Source organism: Pseudovibrio exalbescens, from assembly GCF_028737195.1.
Taxonomy (GTDB): Bacteria; Pseudomonadota; Alphaproteobacteria; order Rhizobiales; family Stappiaceae; genus Pseudovibrio; species Pseudovibrio zosterae.
Window position 1 is genome coordinate 116,015 of the sequence record NZ_JAQZAJ010000006.1, and the last position, 19,203, is coordinate 135,217.

Consider the following 19,203-nt stretch of genomic DNA (forward strand, 5'->3'; position numbering starts at 1 on the left):
TGATCTCTTGTTTTCAATGGGGAACCTGAGGTTCTTGCATGAGGGCTGCAAAGAGCGTGTCCCGCAGCCGTGACACCGGATTCTTCCCATTCGCCACATCTACGCTGGCGGTCTCGATTAAGGTCTCCTGACCCGTGATCCGATATCGCGCTTGAACGCCCTCATTGGCACCTAGCCCATCGTGATGGGGATAGAGCAGCGTCAGCTTGGGTGCGGTGTAGAGTTGGGCATACGCCATCATCTGGTACACATCCCCTTGCGAAATGCCCATCTTGGGATCATCAATCCGCGCGGATATCCGTTTCCATTTCGTGTCAATCACATGGACGACCTGCCCAGCTCGCCGGATCAGGATGTCTGGCTTGGTCTGGAAAACGGGGTGATCGTCCTCAACTGAGGTAAGGCAGAAAAGTCGTCCCCCCTGCAGCGAAACGCCAAACTCCGTTCCTGCCAGTGCACGCGTGACCAGTCGACCGACATATTCCTCAAAAAGGGCGTTCATTTCGAAAAGCAGCGCCGTGCCGTGGCTCCGGCCAATGCTCGTCGTCTGATATCGGTTAAGCAGAAACAGGTGGGCCATGCCGAACAGGTCTTGCCACGCACGATTGGTCCGGTCGATGATGACCTCGCCCCATTTCAAGGTCCGCACCGGTACATCAGAGATTTCAGCATAGGCGAAGGCAAGTTCGCGAAGGCTCCGTTGGTTGGCGGCGCTCCTCGACATTCTGGAGAGATGCACCACGGCTGCTTTCATGATCTGGTTGAGTGCAATGTCTTGTGACAACTCATCGAAGCGACAAGCAAGACGTTCGGGATTTGATGCATGGCGGGCGAACTGACGCGGCACATCAAGTGTACCGCGCAGCGCTGAAAGATCATCCTCATGCGCGCGATAACGACGAGGCAGGCCACGACGGACCGCTTCGGTCAGCTTATCACAAAATATCCGGATCAGGATCTCAAGAAGCGTCTCGCGCTGCCAATCGAGGTCCGTGATCCGCCCCATGTCGATCTTCAGATCCAGCGCAACTGCGAGCATATGGACAAGGCGTTTTCGGATCGCGGCATTCTGCCGATCCGGTGCCTCCCCCGGCCCAACGTCGATTTTTGGAAGAATCTCGAGGCTGCAATCCTGCGCAGCAACGACGCCAACCACCCCACGGGCCCTGAGTTCGTGCCGTCGATCCTCCAGTATCCCACCGCCACCGCGCCCGGAAAAAGACGACATCTTCGCGGCCGCAACCAACTGACTTGCCAACTCCACCGGAATGGCGCCCTCACCGTCACCATGTGGTAGCGTGTCCCATTCACGTACGGTATAGGACGGCATCAGCCCTCGAACTCCGAGAAATCGAACTGGTCCTTGACCCGCCAGCTCAGCCTCTCACCGGAAAAGTCATCCTCGGCCATACCCGCAGGCACTGCCAAGCGCCGCGCTTCCAGAAACCGTGGAGCGCCTTGATTTGTTTCACCAAGAACGGCGGCAACCTTGGACCAATCCTCGTAGAAATACTCTGCCAGCAGTGGGATGACCTTGTGACGCATCACTTCCTCCACATCGGCACGGGTTGCGCAGCCAGTAAAATAGGCGTGTCCGATTTGATGCTCACGATCAAAGAGATACTCGATCCGCTCGTTCATTGTGGTCAGGAGCTGCCGGAGATTGATCCCGCCCACATCCGTTGGAAGGACCAGCGGGTTCGGCATCAATTCGCAAAACGTAAAGCGGCGGCGCAATGCCGTGTCTAGAAGCGCAATAGAGCGGTCAGCCGTGTTCATCGTGCCAATGATGTGGAGGTTCGGCGGCACAGCGAAGGACGCCTTTGAGTAAGGCAGCACGAGGCGGATCTCGTTCGCCGCGCCCAACCGCTTGTCGGGTTCTAGAAGCGTAATCAGTTCGCCAAAAACCTTAGAGATATTCGCCCGGTTGATCTCATCAATGATCAGGACATGATCCCGCGCGGACGAGTCATCCGCCGCATCAGCCAGTCTTGCCCGCTCACTGACGCGCTTGAACACGCCGTCGTGAGGTGTGAGGCGGAAACCAATGCCTACGTCCCCTTGTTCTGGCCCTTCCCCAGCAGCCTCACCGGTGCTCGGTCGCAAGCCTTCGACGAATTCCTCGTAGGACATGGACTGATGGAAGGTCACGAACTCGATCCGTCCCTCGCTTTCCAAACGCCGATACTCGGCCATCAGCGCATCACGCTTCTCGTTGCCCTGAAGGCCTGCCGCAGCCTGCTCGCCAAGACAAAGTCGGACCGCCTCCCATGCGGTGCGGTAGGTTTTGCCCGTCCCGGGCGGTCCGTAGAGGATCAGGTTGGTCGCCGAACGCGTTGGCACTGTCGTTTGTGTTGTCACGGTGGTCACCTCCGCTTGCGATGCGAGCGTGTAAGTGAAGAGGGTCGAACTGTCAGGATTAGTCTCGCTATAAGTTGGCGGTGGCACGTGGGCCAACTGCTGAAACTCTTCGCTGCCGAGAACCTGGCAAATGAGCGAGATTTCGTCTTGTAGCCCCATGGCGGTGGCCAGATCACCAGCCCGTATGGTGACCTCAGACTTGTTTTGCTCCCGTGCTGGTTCAATGAAGTAGTTCAGCGCACATAGGCCGATGCGTTCGTCGGTTGAGATAAGGTGCGCGTACTTTACGGGTGCCGGGACAGGCTTATTGTCCTGATCAACGATTATGAAACCGGCATTATGGAGCCTTGCTGCGGCAGACGTTTTCTGGCTCCATCCACCGTTCAGTTTAGCCGTCTCAAGCAGGTATCCAACAAGCGGCTTGCTGGGGTAGACAGGATCATCGCGTTCTCGGCTTGAGCGCACCCAATAGTCGCGCGGATCACCAAAGCCACCAAAAACGTCTTGATGCGCGCCACTTTCACGAAAGCGATCATAAGCGTCCATGGCCGCTTCGATCATCGTCTTGCTAAAACGTTCGTCGGCAAGCTGTTTCGAGCCCATCGCACCATACCATTCCAAAAACTTTCCAAGGACATCTATACTCTCAACGTGGGCTGACATTTGCCGGCCCGGCTCCAGCCCCGCCCCGTTCCGCTTATAAGCCGAACTTGCGAACTGTCGTTCGGTGAGCGGTATGGACAACTGCTGCGAGACTTCGTCCCAGTCAAGATCTTTGCCATTGGGCGAACGCTCGCAAACGATTTTTGTCTTGCGCGCGTAGCCGCGAGATTTGGCATCATTTATCTCGACAGCAAAATGTCGACCTGACAAGGTCTGAAAAATCACAGCTTTGGTTGCTCGGGCTGCGGAACTGATCCGCCGGATTTTTCGCTGCTCAACAAGGGACGTGACAAACTTCAGGGCATCTTCGCTATTCATGGCTTTCCAAAAATCGAACTTTGATCTGTAGATTGCGGCGTGCGACGCCTGTCAAACTTCAGCAACCTCTCTTCATGCTCCAGCGCACAGCCTGTGCACCCACCGAATATGCTCTACAGGTCACATCGCGCCCCGCGCAAACGCTCGGTGGCAATGCCTCGTTCAGCGCGACTGCCGACACGCTCTGCGGCGCAACCGTACAGATTCTGGCATGGTGCATGGCTCTGCTAACGTTCAATGCAGGCACCTTGAATGGCAAAAGCACGTAATGATGGATGAAGCATCTTTTAGTATAAAACACCGTCAGGTTTTCTCACCAGTCGGCGCGCGCCAAAGGCCTTGAACCCGCCTTGTCTCACGCAGTGCCGCTGTGCCTTCTACGGGTGTTGCGAGTGCAGTCCCTTGCCCACAGGGGCCCGTCATTCGCCCTGGTCAATCTTTCAAATACTGTATAAACCTGAGGTTGTTTATTTACAGGATTTGCTGCAGTCAGCAGGCAGGGTCGCCATGGGCTATTGTGTTTTCATGCATCGGTCGGATTCAATATACGATGACAGTCCCGCTGAACGATACCAGTTTCCCAAGCAGTACCTCTCACGCGCCCGCTCCAGCATTGGCGACTGGGTTGTGTATCTTGAACCAACCAAGGTAAGACACTCACGCGGCTATTTTGCTATTGCCCGCCTTCAAGCTATTATCGAAGACCCAAAGGCGCCGGGCATGTATCTGGCCGTAATCGAGCCCGGCAGCTATCTGGAATTTGCCAACCCGGTGCCCTTCAAGGGGCCAGACACCTACCATGAACGCGGCCTGCTGAACGAAACTGGCAAATTGACCGGCCGTGCGCAAGCTGCTGTACGGCCGATCTCGCCTCAGGATTTTCAGCGCATTGTGGACCTGGGCCTTGCAGAGGTGGCAGACACCCTGCCCCGCGAGGACGCAACAACCACCCCGCACGGCTTTGAAGAGCCGCAAAGCACCTTTGTGTTCGACTATGGCGAGCGACCCACGCAGTTGGTGTCGCGACGGGCGCGCGATCAGGCATTTCGCAGGCTGGTCATTCGCGCCTATGATGAGCGCTGCGCCGTCACGGGCCTCAAGTTCATCAACGGCGGCGGCCGCGCAGAGGTCAACGCGGCACATATTCAGCCGGTGGAACACAACGGCCCCGACAGCATCAACAACGGCATAGCCCTGTCCGGAACCGCCCACTGGATGTTTGACCGCGGGCTCATCAGCCTTTCTGATGAAATGGAGATCCTGATTTCGCGTCACGTGAACGACCGTGACAGCCTCGCCGCGTTCATCCATGAAAGCGGCCACGCAACCCTGCCCCTGAGAGCGCAAGATCGGCCTCACGCCCGCTTCCTGCAATGGCACCGGGACAACTGCTTCAAAACCTGATGCAGCGAAAGTACAGGTGACGCCTTAGTTGCGAATAAATATCATTTGCAGCAAGTGCTCTTTGACAACTCTATATAAATCATGGTGTTGTGACCTAGAGGTTTCGCAGTGGGGCTCTTTGCGACGCCAGTACACGGCCGCACCAGGCGCCAGAGGCAGACCGAACAACGCCAAGCTGAAGGCGACCGCATCACCTGCCAGAACTTGAAAGAACAGGGCACCTACAAGCAAACCAACGACAATCAGCGTGAAGAACAAAGGCGGCACCCCGAAAATGGTGCCGGGTTGTTGGAGATGCCGATGCACGGCAGATTCAACGCGCATTTCTGGAGCCTCACGCTGCGCCGACCAGCATCTCGATCGCCTGTGGGCCGTAGAAGATCAAAATCTCCCCGGCAACCACACCAAACATTTTCTTCTTGTCGATGTATCCGGAGCCGGCTGCCCACCCACCAATAATGACAATGCCAATGGCAATCACTCTCGAGGACATGCTCACAAGGCCAGTGGAAATATCTTCCAAAACACCCTCGGCTGGCTCTGCCCATCCAGAAGCCGCAACTTGGGTGGGCAGCACAGATGCCGCAATCAACATTGCCTAGAATAGTCTGCTGTGCGCAGCACGCCAGAATGCAGAGATACCGCGACAAAGGCTGCTTTGCCGGTTTTCGGTTCTCATGGCTTGATCCTTGTTATTTGAAAAGAAAGACAGAGACAGCGAACAACACCAAAAGCGTCAGAAACGTGAAGGTGTGAGCGTAGGCCTTGAACTTCTGCAGCATGACGCCGAGCTGCACCATCAGTTGCGCTCCCTGCGCCACAACGTGGTCTGACGTGGCTTGTTCAAGCTGGGCGGATAGTGCCGACGACCGCTCATCAACCTTATCAAGAGCACCCTGCAAGGCTTCCGCAACAATGTGGGCACCCTCCGCCTGCACAGCCTTCAGCTTTAGAACCAACTGCGCATTTCGTTCGGCATGGTGAACAAGCAGCGCATCAAGGTCATCCAGCAACGCTTCGTTGATTGTGTGCGCAATCAGAATGGGGTCATCGTCACTCACCCGCAGCCCGTTATGGCTTCTGATCCGGTTTCTCACCGCATCCAGACCATGGCGCTCAGGCACAGCCTGCCCTGCCGCGTCGTTGGCGGCACCGGTGACATCTTCCAACATGCCACTCTCCTCTAAAGCTTTGTTTTCTCAAATGAGTGCCCGTCAAAGTCGATAAAACCGGAATGCTCATTGAGCCAAACCACTACCTGCACTTCCGGGAAGTTGCGCAAAATGCCATCCAGACCATTCATCCTATCGTTGATGGCCGCACCCCCGGAAACCGGCACAGGAAACAACACTTCGCAGGCGTTCTCATGCAGCAGATCGATGCCATAAATATCGCGTAGATAAGAACACAGGGGAATGAAAGTTGAAGCACCCGTGCCCACCACAAACACAGCGTCTTCTGCTGCCTCAACAAAAGCGCAGAACATACTGTCAAACTTGAGTGGTTGGACGGCATCACCTGCAACAAGCTGGATATGAGCAATATCTAACGCATCAAACGCGGAAAAACTGGCGTTGTCCGGATCTGTATCGACACAGTACGCCTGCTTCTCGCCGCGGTGAGATATTGAGCCAGATAGGCGCTCAGCGTTGTTTTTCCGCAGCCGCCCTTGTTCTGCAGCACCAGGTGAATTTTGCGCATGTTGGCTGTCCTTTAGTCGATCCAGCTACCGGGCTTATGCACCGGATCAAACTGAAAATTGTTGGATCGTTGCCGCTGTGCGCCGCACACCTTCGTCGGTTCTGGCAAAGTCCCAGTGTTTGCAGCATTGCTGTTTGCGGGCGTTGAAGGCGCATCCTAGTCAACCGCCCGTTCATCCGCTGGTCCCTGATCCTTTAATGCGCGATGCAACGAAGACAGTGACATGGTGAAATGCCCCTCGCCTACGAGTGCACGATAAGCAGCCGAAACCGACGGATACCGCCCGACATACTCCGAAATAATGTTATGGTTTTGGGCGAACTCCAGCCGCCGCGGACCCCACCGTGGCGCCATCGTTATTCAACCGCCCTTTAAAAATGGCGGCCCCTACTATTCATTAGAAAGATTTTCAGCTATCAAGCGCAGCAATAGCGTAAACCCGTACCGAAAAGATACGAGCCTTGAAAGAAGTCGCTTAGCGTGAGCCGATCAGATGCAAGTTGTGCCGTAACATAAAAACCGTGGTGAGAGCGCTTCTCCAAATTGCGAGTTTGTACCTGCTTTACGCACTTGCTTGGCTCTGGTGACTTGACTTCCACATAAAGTCACCAGAGCCGCATCGACTATGTGTCGTGGTCGATAACAAGCATGGCGTGTGTAACGCCGTTCCACGCTAGCTTCAACGGCAAAACAGCCTCACAACTTTCGTAACCATCTGAATTTATTAGATAAAATTTTCGCCAAAAGCAATTAGACGAGCTAAGCCACGGAAATTCAAATCAAGTTTTCATAGTATTTAATCGATTTCTTGTAAGCAAAATTGTTCACAGGTTACGTGTTGAACACCGCAAGGTGTGAATAAACAAAACGACATAATGACCAAGATCAGGTCAAATTCGCAAAGTGATATCACTTTGCCTATCCTGCCAGTCCCCCAACTGACAAAGTCTGACAAGATCTGCACAACTCAGACAATATTTGAGACAATTTGCAGAAGTCTGACAAATCACAGATCAAAATCATCCAGCTCACTGCCTATCTCTGACGAAATTTGCAAAATTCTGACCAACACAGCACATCTTTGACATACCCTGACACCGCCAGCCAGGAACTGGTTTTCCTCTCAGCACGTTGGGCATAAACATCCCCGCCTTCAGCTGAGAAGACCCACCGACCTGTGTTTTCGACAAGCGAAAAGGAGGAGTGTGCCCTCTTCCAATCACCAGAGGTTTCCCCGTTGTGAGCGGCTCAGTTCAGCGTGTCCCGCTGAAACAGAAGGCGTCATCCGTTGCACGTGGGCTGAGTGGGCAAACAACAAGCACGTTAGTTACATCAAAGAAAGAGCACAGGCTGGTTTGCCGACGCTTTACCTTCTGTGGCTGATCTGTTGAGGGAGTATTTCGGCCAATCTTTTTGCGGGCATGTCCTTCCGGCCCTTTTCCGGGTTTTCGAATGGCCGCGGTTAGCCCTCACCCGTTCAGTACCAGTTTGCCAAGCATAATTTGGGAATCCCCCATTTATGGAGGATTTTGGCATCCGCGGCCCATAGGTCGGCACTTCAAGACCTCGCTCCAGATATTTGCGAACGGTCTTCGCGATCCAGGCCAGTCTTGCAAGTAATCTCGCCGCAACACGGCTATGGCTACAAGACTTTGTCAGCAGAACCTTTCCACCCAGCCCTTCAAGCCTTAACGATAAATCCCAAGCCGCGATTGAGGATACCCACTGCTCGTTGAAACTCTAATCGGTTGATTGGAGTTTGTCGCGCGCGAAACTGGGGGCTCCACAGTCGGAGCGTGGCAGATGCTGGCCGTAGGGGGCTATTTTTTAAGACGCATTAAATGAAGGAGTGCAACGAAATTTTGCACACGAACGATACGTCTACATAGGTTGAATTTGGGTTGTGAACACAGGCCGTTACGCGTTACGCTTACAAAAAACCGATCGAATTCAGGGCAATCTATTGAAAATCATCGACAACATTTCTGTCCTATTGGGAGATGAGTTGAAAGCAGGGTCTGAAGCCGGTGCAAAAATCCGAGTGGCGGCCAGTTGCTTCTCAATATTTGCATACGAAGCGCTACAGGATGAATTGGAAGGCGTCAAAGAACTGCAGTTTATCCTGACCGATCCAACGTTTATTCCGAACGAGGTTCTAGGACGTTCGAAGAAAGAGAAAAGGGAGTTTTTTATCCCGAAACAGCTTAGAGAAACTGCTCTCTATGGCACAGATTTCGAGATTCATCTTCGGAACAAATTAACCCAGAAAGCCATTGCACGACAGTGTGCGGACTGGATCCGGAGGAAGGCCACCTTCAAATCCAATGCCACTGACGCCCCGATGCAGCAGTTCGCAACTATCGAAGCCCACAAAGGAAATAAGGTTTTCTCGCCTATCAGTGGCTTTTCAGCGGTCGATTTAGGCTACCAGCCAGGCAACGCTGTTTCGAACTTCACCCATGCTTTCGAGGACGACCTTTCTACAAAGACCTATCTTTCATTGTTTGATCAGGTCTGGGCCAACCCCGCAAACGTTCAAGATGTGACGGATCAAGTCCTTCAACACATAGAAGCCGTTTACCAAGAGAATTCGCCACAACGAATTTATTTCCTGATCCTGTACAACATCTTCAGGGAATTCCTTGAGGAAGTTGACGAGGATGTGCTGCCCAATGATCAGACGGGCTATCTGGATAGCCTCGTCTGGAACAAGCTGTTCAACTATCAACGCGATGCCGCCACTGGGGTCATCAACAAGCTGGAAAGCCATAACGGCTGCATCCTTGCGGACAGCGTCGGCTTGGGAAAAACTTTTACCGCCCTCGCAGTATCCATCTTATGGAACAATAAGGAGGTGCTACGATCTTCTATGTATCCACGCCGACCCGACGATAGCGCCTCAATCTGGCAGTATCAGACTGAGGTGCTATCGCACGTCAGAAACGGTGTTGTCTCTGGGTTGAGGACAGTCCGGTCGGTGTGTTCTCGGTCAACTGATGGCCGCCGCCTGAGCTTGATCCTCAGCAATTTGCTTCAACAGGCGCGCTTGCTTAATCTTGGGATCCAATTCTGGATCAAGAACATGAGAAAGCATTGCGGGTACCGAGGCGGCAAGATCTGTCTCTTCGGCAACGGCAAGGCCATTAAGCACAAAGGGACGCAAATATGTCATACCAGTGAGGTTCGCGGTTTGCTGGTATGGTTTCAGCAACTCGTCCATTGTGAATTGATTGTATCCGCCTGCGTGGTAGGATTCTGCCGGCCCACCCGTTGATACGAGTACCAAGCATTCACGGCCCTTAAGCTTGTCACCATTCGGGCCATAAGCGAAGCCATAGGACAGGACCTGATCTATCCAAGCTTTCAGGACGGCAGGTGCTGAGTACCAATACCATGGAAACTGAAAGACGATGCGCTCGTGTGCCAACAGCAGGGTTTGTTCCGTCTCAACATCAAATTGCTGAGTTTCTCCGCCTATCGCAGTCAGATCTCTGGTGGTGGTATTTTCCTGTTCGCTTAATGCGACAAACCACAGTCGGTTGATGCGGGATTTGGTCAGATCGGGGTGAGCGGTTAACACCAAAGTCTTCATTGGGTTTCATCCTTGTTTATTGGGTCTGCGCTGTAGCGCTTGATGCTGATAGAGCCGCCAGCTGTTGTCGTGAAAAGCCAAGTCTCATGTGCGCGTTCGTGCATCACTTGCCCCGATACCAACCTTGCCTCGACACAAACATCGAACTCGACCGTGTCTTTATCGACGACAATGTTAGAGACATGATGAGTACATGGAGGTTCCACCACATCCAGAATGCTTTGATACCAGGCAAGAAAACGGTCATGGCCATGCAGAGTGTGGTCGGCATCCGGCAGGTTCCACTCCACCTCTGGATCGAGGAACGGAAGGAATGTTTCAGGTGGATCCAGTCGGTCTAACCGACGAAACCATTGGGCAATAAACAGCCGGATCGGGTCTTCATGTGTCATGCTGCGCCTCCAATTGGGTTGATTCAGGTGTTGCGGGGCTCGGCCCGACGTCAAAATGCTTTCAATTCACGCTCGGTCCTGACGCGATCCGTCGGCGCGAATTGGCCCCTTATGTGTTCATGAGTGACAGTAGCGCTTTCCTTGTTTTAGGATAATTGCCTCATTATTGAATTTATTATTAGATTTAATCGAACAATAGCTACGGAGCTGAGATGCGCTTACCGCTGGTTACACTTGAGATTTTTAATGCGATCGCGGCCCATGGCAGCATGCGAGCGGCCGCGGAATCGCTGGGTATCAAACCTTCAACGGTCACTCACCACTTGAAGACACTTGAAGATCAGATCGGAACTGCGCTTTTTATCCGTACCACGCGCTCTGTAAGGCTTACCGAGGCTGGAAGGGCCTTGATGCGCGGTGCAGGTCCAGCTCTTGAACAATTGGCGGAAGCCATGGAAAGTGCTCGGTCCACGGGTAATGCTGCACGGGGGACCTTGAGGTTGGCCTTACCGGAATTCGCTTATCATTTGCGGGTCGGCCCTGCTTTGAAAACCTTTACTGAAGCGTTTCCTCAAATAGCACTTGAGCTGTCGGTCACGGATGCGCTTTCAGACATTTTGGAAGAAGGGTTGCATGCAGGTTTTCGATTGGGCGACAAGGTTGCTGAGGATATGATTGCGCTCAAAATAACGCCGCCTCTTCGGTTGGCAGTCATGGCAAGTCCGTCCTATCTCGAAGCTCATGGCACCCCGTCCAAGCCGCGCGATCTGCTGGACCACAATTGCATCAACTATCGGTTTCCGTCGTCAGGCGCCATCGCACCTTGGCTTTTTTCCGATGAAGCGTGAAGTTACGAGGTCGAGCCACAGGGAGGGTTCGTTGCGAACACGCTCCCTGTCTGCGTTGACATGGCCAAGCAAGGATTGGGATTGGTCTTCACCTTCAGGAACTATTGCGCGAAAGAAATCTCAAACGGTCAGCTGGTGCCGGTTCTTGAAGCGTATCAGGCTTCGACGTCCGGCCTTTTCATCTACTTCCCTCGCGAATACCGAAACATGATGCCATTGAGGCTGTTCATAGAGCACTTAAGACATCTACCCCCGGATTCTTGAATGCCCGAAGTCTTGCATCTGCCAGCGAAACGACGTCATTTGGGCGCGTTGCATGGTGTGCGGTACCGCCCGCACCTTATCGCGCTGATCCAAGTGAGCCTTGGTATTGTACTGCTGTTCCCGCTGGCCAGTTTTGATGCGCTTGCTGAGATCACGAGCATAGAATGGAGCTATTTGCTTGTACTCGGCGGTGTGCATACCATGCTGATGTACATTTTGATGTACTCGGCCTTCCAGATGTTACCGACCCCGGTGATCGCCGTCATGTCCTTCATCTATCCTGTTGTCGCTATTGGCGTGGACAACATCTGAGGACCTCTATCAACCACCGTAGCACGGGTTACCTGCCGGCCGCGCGTCTATTGTGCGTATGAGGCGGAATTGCCTCTTTGCTTTGGGCTTTGCAGGCTGTGTTTTTAAGTGCCCCATTCGAACAGTGCTTTACCCGAAGGCCCCTGCTGCTGCGTCTCCGGCGTTCAGGTCAAACGCCGCACGAGTTCTGCAACATGAGCGGGGCCAACTTCACAGCAGCCGCCGATGATGGTTGCGCCCATTTTCGCCCAGTGCTCTGCAAAGTCGGCATAGGCGGCCGGTGAAAGGTCCGAGCGTGCAGAGAGTTCCGAGACTGTCGCACCTTCTTGAACGAAGCTCTTGGTAATCCGGGTAAAGCCGTTGGCGTAAGCGCCGAATGGTCTTTCAGTGGTCTTGATGACATCAAGACCGGCACTCACCGCTTCAGGCGTGGAGCAATTAATGAGCAGCGCATCAATCTTTGAGGTCATGCGCATCACCTCTTCCAGCGGCTCGCCAGAGCGCAGCTTCGTGCCGTCCCGGTCATCCACGGAGACACCAAGCCAGATCGGTTTGTCATGGCCAGTCGCCCCGGCCACTGCCGCGCGGGCCTGTTCCAGTGAAGACGCGGTTTCAATGAGAAACAGATCGACCAGCGGCGCTTGCAGGCGGCAAATCTCCCTGAAGCGCTCAACAGCATCTTCGGGCAACGGGCCCACCCTGTAGGAGCCGATCAACGGGCCGAGTGCCCCGGCAACGCGGCCAGCCCCGGCGGCATCTCTGGCCGCGCAGGCGATTTCACAGGCCGTGCGGTGCAAGGCTTCGAACTTGTCATCGATCCCCGCCGGCATCAGCCTGTCATGGTGAATGGCGTAGGTGTTCGCGGTCGCAACCATTGCTCCGGCGGCGAAAAAGTCGTCGTGCACCGCGCGCACGAGCGCCGGCTCATCAAGCATGACCTGTGTCGCCCAGAGGGGCGTCGGTTCGGCCGAAGTGCGGGCAATCAGCTCTTGCCCCATGCCGCCATCCAGTATGGTGATCATCCCCGCCACATTCCCCTTGGTTCTTTTCATCAGTGGTATCGTTTTATACACACTGGAAGGCGCAGGCGGCATCCTCAAGGTGTTGCTTGCACCTTCGGTTAACAGCTTTTCATAAGGGGGTGACCGCGGCGCTATCAAAGGCCTTTTCTGGTCGAACGCTAGAAATGTGCGTCAAACTGGCGAACATGGTGAGCGGTGCAACAGGAGGCGCACCTGCCTGCTGCATGCATCTCGATGATCTGCTTGTCGAGCCCTGCGCCGAATGGCCGGTGTCGCCGGTGCCATCGGCGTGGTTGTGATCCTGCGCGAGGTTCTCGAATGCGGATGCCGTGCTCCTCAGCGGCTGTTGATCTCCGCGTACAGCTCCCTAGCTCTCTTCTGGGCCTGAGTAAGAGACAAAGGGTCTAGCTGTTCGCCTAGAAGATCCCGTGCCTTCACGTACCTTTCATCCCCACCAATAGCAGCCAAGACAAACCATTGGTAAGCTTCTGTGTGGTCCTGCGGCACACCTTGGGCTCTGAAATATATGAGACCGAGGATGAATTGCGCACCGGCATGCCCCTGCTCAGCAGCAAGGCGGTACCACTTCGCCGCTTCTTCGTCGTCCTGTGGCACGCCTTGGCCGTTGGTGTACATGAGGCCAAGGTTGACTTGCGCATCGGCTTGTCCCTGCTCAGCAGCAAGGCGGTACCACTTCAGCGCTTCTGCCTCGTCCCGCGAAACGCCTTGGCCTTGTTTGTACATGGCGCCGAGGTTGTACTGCGCAAGGACATGCCCCTGCTCAGCAGCAAGGTGGAACCACATCAGCGCTTCTGCATAGTCCTGCGGCACACCTTTGCCGTGTGTGTACATGTTGGCGAGGTTGTTCTGCGCACTGGAATGCCCCTGTTCAGCAGCAAGGCGGTACCACTTCACCGCTTCTGCATCATCCTGCGGCACGCCTTGGCCGTTTTTGTGCATGGTGCCAAGGTTGACCTGCGCATCGGCATTTCCCTGCTCGGCAGCAAGGCGGTACCACTTCGCCGCTTCTGTGTCGTCCTGCGCTACGCCTCGGCCTTGGTCATACATGAGGCCAAGGTTGGTCTGCGCATCGGCATTTCCCTGCTCAGCAGCAAGGCGGTACCACTTTACCGCCTCTGAGTCGTCCTGCGGCACGCCTCGGCCGTTGGTGTAGAGGAGGCCAAGGTTGACCTGCGCAAAGGTATTCCCCTGCTCAGCAGCAAGGCGGTACCACTTCACCGCTTCTGCGTCGTCCTGCGGCACGCCTTGGCCTTTGGCGTACATGACGCCGATGCTGTTCTGCGCAAGGGCATGCCCCTGCTCAGCAGCAAGGCGGTACCACTTCGCCGCTTCTGCGTAGTCTTGTGGCACGCCTTGGCCTTGGGCGTACATAAGGCCTAGCTTGAACTGCGCAACGGCATCCCCAGAGTGTGCCTGTTTGACATTTTCTTCCAAGGTGCCAGCCACAGCAGGAGCCAGCCATACAAACGCACACACCAATGCACTGAAAATAAAACGCATCCCCATCCCCTAAGCCACAGGCCCCCAAAAAGCACCCTGTAATCAGATGGGTTCTACTACAAGGTGCATCGGAGATAAAGGAAGGTTGTGACGGCGAGTTGTACCCGCGTATCTGACAAGTTCGGGCAATCCGCTATCCAAAACAATCTGGCTACGGCGAGTTAACTGATCGTCATCCTCGACGGTGTGCTGATGAAAGAAACCGGCAAGCGGATCAGAGAGTTCCATGCCGACACCGGTGGGTCACAGGTTATGTCTTTTCTGTTCCGGCTCTCTTGGGATAGCGCTGCATTCCCCGTATTCGGGACCTATGATACCAACGCCCGTATGTGTTCGACACCTCATCAGCCTCCAGGGAGTTGCGCGGTCTGATTGGTGGCAAGGTCCATGAAAATCTGATCGCGAAGAATTGGCCGGATATTCTGCAGCGCCGCTGCGACCTTACGGCAGGAAACATATCCCCAAAAGCTTATGCATCTCTTTGCAACTTCAGATTGCATTCACTTTTGTATCACTCCAAGGCTGTATGCCAGCATTGATTGAGGGTGTTAGTCCTAACGGTAAGAAATTGGAGTTCAAATATTACCCCGGTGGAGACAAACTCGATGATCTTCTAATCATCGAAGGCAAAAACTACTTTGGCACAGCTCAATACCAGATGGATGATCCGTTAGCCGATATAGGCTTCAGATTCAACAAGGGGATAAAAGTACAGGCCGAGTGCATTCGCACTAGAAGGAACTTCATAGATGAGATTGAGTGCGTCGAATACGAAGTCTACAGAAGTTCATTTGACCATGTTCCTGAAGGCAGCAAGTTTTTCATGCCAGAACTGTTTTAAGTTGTGAGGAAGAAATTCACATATTGAGCAGAATAGTCGGGGCTATGCTCATTTTATTCGGGTTTTTATACTCGATAGAAGACGTTGATGTTCCGGCTATCGTTGCTGACAGCTCTTTTATGATTGGCGGACTCGTTTTTCATAGTTTCTTTTGGGAGCAGCAAGAAATCTCAAATCGAGCAAGAAGCAAGAAGACTCGCCGAAATCGACAATCGGAACAAAAGAACTTCTATAAGAAGATTAGCTGTATTCTTCTTGACCAACCAAGGACAGAACGCATCATAACCAGCCTATGAGTGCATTCTGGAAAACTGTAGCCCCTTACATTGCCTTGACCCGCTACACCCCTGAATAATAAGTCAAGATACCAAACGTTCGCGCCGACAATAGACCCTGCCGAAACTCCCATGAGGGCCTCCTGGAAAGGCTAAATCGGCAAGAGCTCAATGAGTTCGACTGCCTGCCCTGAATGGTTCTGGCAGTGCTCATAAGCCTGACTGAACGTGTTAGGGCGATGGTAGCCGTTCGGATTTGGCTTACCATGTTTTGGAAGGCCAAAAGCAAAGCTGTCCGCCAAAGTCTGCTGCCCGCAGGGATCAGTTCGGTCATCCCACCAAAGCCAAACTGCAAGGGACCAATACCCTTGCGCAGCAATCGATCTGACAGCGTTCAACTCAAACCCGATTGCCATCAGATCATAGGCCAATGATGCTTGGGTTTGATCGAGGCCGGTGGCGCGCATCACCAGTTGGACACCGAAAGGCAGTGCCTCCTCTCCGGTGATCAATTGCGCAAGACCAGCACCTGCTGTATCCGCTCCATGGGCTGCCACCAAGACAGATGCCGTAGCACAGGCCGTTCCTGCGGAAGCGGAGCACATGTGCACAGCGCCAGCCACTTCAGCCGCGCCAAAGACAACATCAATCGCGCCGGAAATCCGGTTGTCTAGAACTCGCTGCCTGTCGATTTCCTCATCAGTTGAAGGGTGTCGCGTTGACGCGGATGGAGATCGGGTCTCAGGTCAAGACCGACAAGCGGTTCATTGACGCCATCTATGACGTCTAGCAACAACGCAGTCACATGCTCAATGCATAACACGCCATGGAAGAGCATGCCCGCCGCACACAATCAGACTGGATAATGTTCGGTATTGCCATGGGCGTCGGCATCATCCTTGCCGCGGCAACAGCCTTCGCCTTCACGCGCAATCACATCCACACAAACTACTTCGACACCACAATCCGCATCATTCAGGCCGACACGTCAGGCAATCGTTGCCCACAAGCACAAGGCACATTAGTCCCCGGACAAAATGGCGGGGCCTTCTGTGCAATCAAAATGAACGGATATGACGGCGAGTGAGGATTTAAGCCTCAGGATCGGATATGCGCTTATATAAAAAACCAGCAAAGCTGTCCGCATACTTTTTCTCAGTGGCACCAGCCTTCACAAAGACAGGGTATTCTCCCTCGTTATCCCGTGCAGACGTGTCAAAATAGAAAGTCTCACCAAAATCATTAGAGCAAATGACCACAGCAGAGCTCCCAACAAAGCCCTGCTCTCTCTCGGCTTTTGTTTGATAAGCAATATCGCCAACAGATAGGTCGGATAGAACAGGGTATATTGCAAATATTTCCTCCCCGTAAACGTGACCACCACCATAGTTTTTGACAAACCATAGGTAGCTAGGTGGCAATTTACAGCCTATTTTGCTCTCAGTTTCAGCAACTCGTTCATCTGTTGGCGAAAGATCACTGCTCGAATTGCCAAACTCAACACCATTGCCTGAATACTCAGCGATCAATTGCTCTAGGTCGTTTAAAGACGTCATTATTGCCCCCAGTTTGCCGAACGATCTTTCCAATAATTGCTCGACCACGTGTTAAATTGAGAACGATTAATCCCCGAGGGGATAGTATTCGGATTTATATGGATGGTGCCATGGTTCTGCTTATGGAAGGTTTGTGTCATCTCCATAATAGGACCATTTTGTGTTTGAAGCCCGTGATGCAAGTTCACTGATTTTCCATCCGGACCAATTGGCGCTCTTCCATCAGCCATACGTTCAAGGTTAGTGCCTGTTTTGACCTGTCCGTTGATAGTCCAAGAACTAACACGATCAGGGTTAATCAGATCATTACGCTGATAAACCTGATTCCCATTGAACTGAACCGGGTCTTGCGACCAGAATCTGCGGTTCTGCTGGAAATGTCCAGCCACATCATCTGCGCTAGCCAATGTCCCCTTTGGCCCATTTGGCGTGTCAACAACGTTCTTCAGAGATTTTGGCAGCCGTGTGGTGGTGAACGCGGTACCGCTGGCAGCCAGCGCTGACAAGTCCATGGCTGTTGCCACCATGGCGATATCGGTGGGGTTTGAGGGGTTCGCGAAGAAATATTGGCCGGTGATGTCATTCTTGTAGAGGTGGCGCCCCTTTTCATCCACCAAATACAGGGGTACTCCCTGATCGTCAGTCCCAAGGGATTGGGGGCCGGAATAAAGAGCGCCTAACTGCCCAATGGCCCGTACGGGCGCCGAGAGTGTTCCCTGTGCCAGCCATTTGGTAAGTTTGCTGGCCTTGGCCGGATCGGCAATGGCGATGCCAAGATACGCTTCAAGACATTGGCGCCCCTCCTCCTGCGTGAGATGGATGGTGAAGCCATCATTGGTACGCACCGTGCAAGAGGCAGGGCCCGCAAGTGCAGGAGAGACGATCCAGTCAAGCAGATTGAAGCCTTGCTGGCTCGTGCCGCACTGGGCCAGTTGCCGGAGGATTGCCTCATCTGAGAGTTGCCCGGCCTTTTTGGCAGCACTCAACTGCCCAATATTGGCGCTGTCTTTGCCAAGGGTTTCGAACAGTTCATCCGAGACATCGGCAAGGGCACGACCAACGACTTCAATACTTTCTACCGCCGCCCGTACCGTTTCGTCGGAGACATAGACGCCGACGTACTCTTCTTCGTCCCGTGTGATTTCCTGGGCGATGGTGACGTCGCGGTTGAGGGAGGCGAGCGAGGTGGTTGCGCCGCCCTCCTCCAGCTCCTGCTGCTTGTCCTCATCGCGGATGAGCAGCGTATTATTGCACCTAAAAAGTGTGTTTAGGTCAGAGGCTGGCGGTTACAATTAAATCTCTGAATTATCGCACTCGGTCTGCAGCCATTTTGGTGAGCAAACCTGGAACCCAAAAGGTCGTCGTCTTCTCAATTCTTTGCCCCAATAGTTGCCTTAACACGAAAACCAAAGTTTTCCTCGTCCTCAGGCCCAAAAGTCTTGAGGGTCTATGTCGCTAGTTTTAAGGGCTTTGAATTTTGTTCACAATTTTATGCCGTGATGTCGAGGTGATCAGCCAAACTTAGGGACTGGCTCTGCTGCTGCAAACACAGGCCTTAAAACCTTCCGATGAGAGCGAGCCCAAAATACGGTTTCTCAAAGACAAGTTCCATGCGTAAGGCCAATTAAAACTCATTCTAAAATGTATAGACTGCTGTGATGTGCTAGTTTTCTAACTAGTTCAAGCTTGTCTGGCGAAAGACTTAAAAGTGTGTCCGTTCTATCATGCCCACCCAATACACGTATTTCAAAAGCCGGAAAGTATGCATCCATAAATCTCTTCTCTCGTAAACTCCTTCTGAAGATTTTGAGAGCCTTAGTATTTATGTGTTCAAAGAAACGTGTTTGATTGCTCTGGCTTTTTCTCACAAAAAAACCACTTTTGGCCAAATTACAGTAAAACTCTATGAAAGTATTTTCTTGATTTAAATATGTAGTCCTAGATCTCGCTTCTATAATTGCCTTTTTGTAGTATAGCGTGTTGCAGTCGTCGGCCTCTTCTGGGGTTAGCCAGTGGTCAAATGGTGAAATATAGCGAACAAGGGCAGAGTTCACGTCTTCATCTCTATCGAGATCAAGTTCGCATATTGGGTGAAGCTCACTCCAACGCATGTTGTGCTTTTTTCGCATTCTG

Annotated in this window: 21 protein-coding genes and 1 pseudogene; 7 read left to right on the forward strand and 15 right to left on the reverse strand. The window is 53.3% G+C overall.

All coding sequences use genetic code 11. From position 1 onward, the window contains the following. Positions 1-13: 13 nt before the first annotated feature. Both PUV47_RS16450 and PUV47_RS16455 read right to left on the reverse strand, forming a co-directional pair. The gene (locus PUV47_RS16450; protein WP_274219677.1) at positions 14-1,330 is read right to left on the reverse strand and encodes an McrC family protein; all 1,317 of its coding nucleotides are present in this window, start codon (positions 1,328-1,330) and stop codon (positions 14-16) included. Beyond that, a complete protein-coding gene (locus PUV47_RS16455) occupies positions 1,330-3,342 on the reverse strand; it encodes an McrB family protein (protein ID WP_274219678.1) in 2,013 nt (670 codons plus the stop codon). Before PUV47_RS16455 ends, PUV47_RS16450 begins: the two co-directional genes overlap by 1 nt. Before the next feature lie 74 nt (positions 3,343-3,416). Here PUV47_RS16455 and PUV47_RS16460 point away from each other — a divergent pair, with 74 nt between their 5' ends. Next, entirely contained in the window at positions 3,417-3,611 is a 195-nt protein-coding gene (locus PUV47_RS16460; RefSeq protein ID WP_274219679.1) for a hypothetical protein, read from the forward strand. Positions 3,612-3,849: 238 nt separating this feature from the next. Further along, the gene (locus PUV47_RS16465) at positions 3,850-4,746 is read left to right on the forward strand and encodes an HNH endonuclease (RefSeq protein ID WP_274219680.1); all 897 of its coding nucleotides are present in this window, start codon (positions 3,850-3,852) and stop codon (positions 4,744-4,746) included. Positions 4,747-4,770: 24 nt separating this feature from the next. Here the strand turns inward: PUV47_RS16465 and PUV47_RS16470 are convergent, their stop codons facing one another. The 7 genes from PUV47_RS16470 to PUV47_RS16500 form a co-directional block, all read right to left on the reverse strand. After that, a complete protein-coding gene (locus PUV47_RS16470) occupies positions 4,771-5,070 on the reverse strand; it encodes a hypothetical protein (protein ID WP_274219681.1) in 300 nt (99 codons plus the stop codon). 10 nt (positions 5,071-5,080) lie between these two features. Then, entirely contained in the window at positions 5,081-5,341 is a 261-nt protein-coding gene (locus tag PUV47_RS16475) for a TrbC/VirB2 family protein (RefSeq protein ID WP_274219682.1), read from the reverse strand. A gap of 97 nt (positions 5,342-5,438) precedes the next feature. After that, positions 5,439-5,918 carry a hypothetical protein gene (locus PUV47_RS16480; RefSeq protein ID WP_274219683.1) on the reverse strand — a complete coding sequence of 160 codons (480 nt, stop codon included), beginning with the start codon at positions 5,916-5,918 and terminating at the stop codon, positions 5,439-5,441. Positions 5,919-5,929: 11 nt separating this feature from the next. Then, complete coding sequence (locus tag PUV47_RS16485; RefSeq protein ID WP_274219684.1) at positions 5,930-6,232, reverse strand: hypothetical protein; 303 nt, start codon at positions 6,230-6,232, stop codon at positions 5,930-5,932. A gap of 2,712 nt (positions 6,233-8,944) precedes the next feature. Next, positions 8,945-9,217 (reverse strand): hypothetical protein, encoded by a 273-nt coding sequence (locus PUV47_RS16490; protein WP_274219685.1) that lies wholly within the window; start codon positions 9,215-9,217, stop codon positions 8,945-8,947. A 219-nt stretch (positions 9,218-9,436) separates the two neighbouring features. Continuing rightward, positions 9,437-10,039 (reverse strand): NAD(P)H-dependent oxidoreductase, encoded by a 603-nt coding sequence (locus PUV47_RS16495; RefSeq protein ID WP_274219686.1) that lies wholly within the window; start codon positions 10,037-10,039, stop codon positions 9,437-9,439. After that, on the reverse strand, positions 10,036-10,431 hold the full coding sequence (locus PUV47_RS16500; protein ID WP_274219687.1) for a nuclear transport factor 2 family protein: 396 nt from the start codon (positions 10,429-10,431) through the stop codon (positions 10,036-10,038). Before PUV47_RS16500 ends, PUV47_RS16495 begins: the two co-directional genes overlap by 4 nt. Positions 10,432-10,643: 212 nt before the next feature. Between PUV47_RS16500 and PUV47_RS16505 the strand changes: the two are divergent. Both PUV47_RS16505 and PUV47_RS16510 read left to right on the forward strand, forming a co-directional pair. Next, positions 10,644-11,543, forward strand: a pseudogene (locus tag PUV47_RS16505) (LysR family transcriptional regulator). Then, the gene (locus PUV47_RS16510; protein ID WP_274219688.1) at positions 11,544-11,855 is read left to right on the forward strand and encodes an EamA family transporter; all 312 of its coding nucleotides are present in this window, start codon (positions 11,544-11,546) and stop codon (positions 11,853-11,855) included. It abuts the pseudogene before it with no gap. 164 nt (positions 11,856-12,019) lie between these two features. Here the strand turns inward: PUV47_RS16510 and PUV47_RS16515 are convergent, their stop codons facing one another. Together PUV47_RS16515 and PUV47_RS16520 are read right to left on the reverse strand one after the other, a co-directional pair. Then, positions 12,020-12,907 carry a homocysteine S-methyltransferase family protein gene (locus tag PUV47_RS16515; RefSeq protein WP_274219689.1) on the reverse strand — a complete coding sequence of 296 codons (888 nt, stop codon included), beginning with the start codon at positions 12,905-12,907 and terminating at the stop codon, positions 12,020-12,022. Between the two features lie 306 nt (positions 12,908-13,213). Beyond that, positions 13,214-14,398, reverse strand: a complete 1,185-nt coding sequence (locus tag PUV47_RS16520; RefSeq protein WP_274219690.1) for an SEL1-like repeat protein — start codon at positions 14,396-14,398, stop codon at positions 13,214-13,216. A 526-nt stretch (positions 14,399-14,924) separates the two neighbouring features. Between PUV47_RS16520 and PUV47_RS16525 the strand changes: the two genes are divergently transcribed. Continuing rightward, positions 14,925-15,239 carry a hypothetical protein gene (locus PUV47_RS16525; RefSeq protein ID WP_274219691.1) on the forward strand — a complete coding sequence of 105 codons (315 nt, stop codon included), beginning with the start codon at positions 14,925-14,927 and terminating at the stop codon, positions 15,237-15,239. 427 nt (positions 15,240-15,666) lie between these two features. On the opposite strand, the gene PUV47_RS16530 is transcribed toward PUV47_RS16525, so the two are convergent. Continuing rightward, on the reverse strand, positions 15,667-16,137 hold the full coding sequence (locus PUV47_RS16530; protein ID WP_274219692.1) for a hypothetical protein: 471 nt from the start codon (positions 16,135-16,137) through the stop codon (positions 15,667-15,669). A gap of 203 nt (positions 16,138-16,340) precedes the next feature. Here PUV47_RS16530 and PUV47_RS16535 point away from each other — a divergent pair, with 203 nt between their 5' ends. Beyond that, positions 16,341-16,601 (forward strand): hypothetical protein, encoded by a 261-nt coding sequence (locus PUV47_RS16535; protein WP_274219693.1) that lies wholly within the window; start codon positions 16,341-16,343, stop codon positions 16,599-16,601. A 4-nt stretch (positions 16,602-16,605) separates the two neighbouring features. On the opposite strand, the gene PUV47_RS16540 is transcribed toward PUV47_RS16535, so the two are convergent. After that, positions 16,606-17,070, reverse strand: coding sequence for an SMI1/KNR4 family protein (locus tag PUV47_RS16540; protein WP_274219694.1), 465 nt, complete (start codon positions 17,068-17,070; stop codon positions 16,606-16,608). Continuing rightward, positions 17,070-18,056 (reverse strand): HNH/ENDO VII family nuclease, encoded by a 987-nt coding sequence (locus tag PUV47_RS16545; protein ID WP_274219695.1) that lies wholly within the window; start codon positions 18,054-18,056, stop codon positions 17,070-17,072. The genes PUV47_RS16540 and PUV47_RS16545 overlap by 1 nt, the downstream gene beginning before the upstream one ends. On the opposite strand from PUV47_RS16545, the gene PUV47_RS16550 reads away from it, so the two are divergent. Continuing rightward, on the forward strand, positions 18,030-18,341 hold the full coding sequence (locus tag PUV47_RS16550; RefSeq protein WP_274219696.1) for a hypothetical protein: 312 nt from the start codon (positions 18,030-18,032) through the stop codon (positions 18,339-18,341). The genes PUV47_RS16545 and PUV47_RS16550 overlap by 27 nt on opposite strands. A gap of 360 nt (positions 18,342-18,701) precedes the next feature. Here the strand turns inward: PUV47_RS16550 and PUV47_RS16555 are convergent, their stop codons facing one another. Continuing rightward, positions 18,702-19,199 (reverse strand): hypothetical protein, encoded by a 498-nt coding sequence (locus tag PUV47_RS16555; RefSeq protein ID WP_274219697.1) that lies wholly within the window; start codon positions 19,197-19,199, stop codon positions 18,702-18,704. Positions 19,200-19,203: the final 4 nt, after the last annotated feature.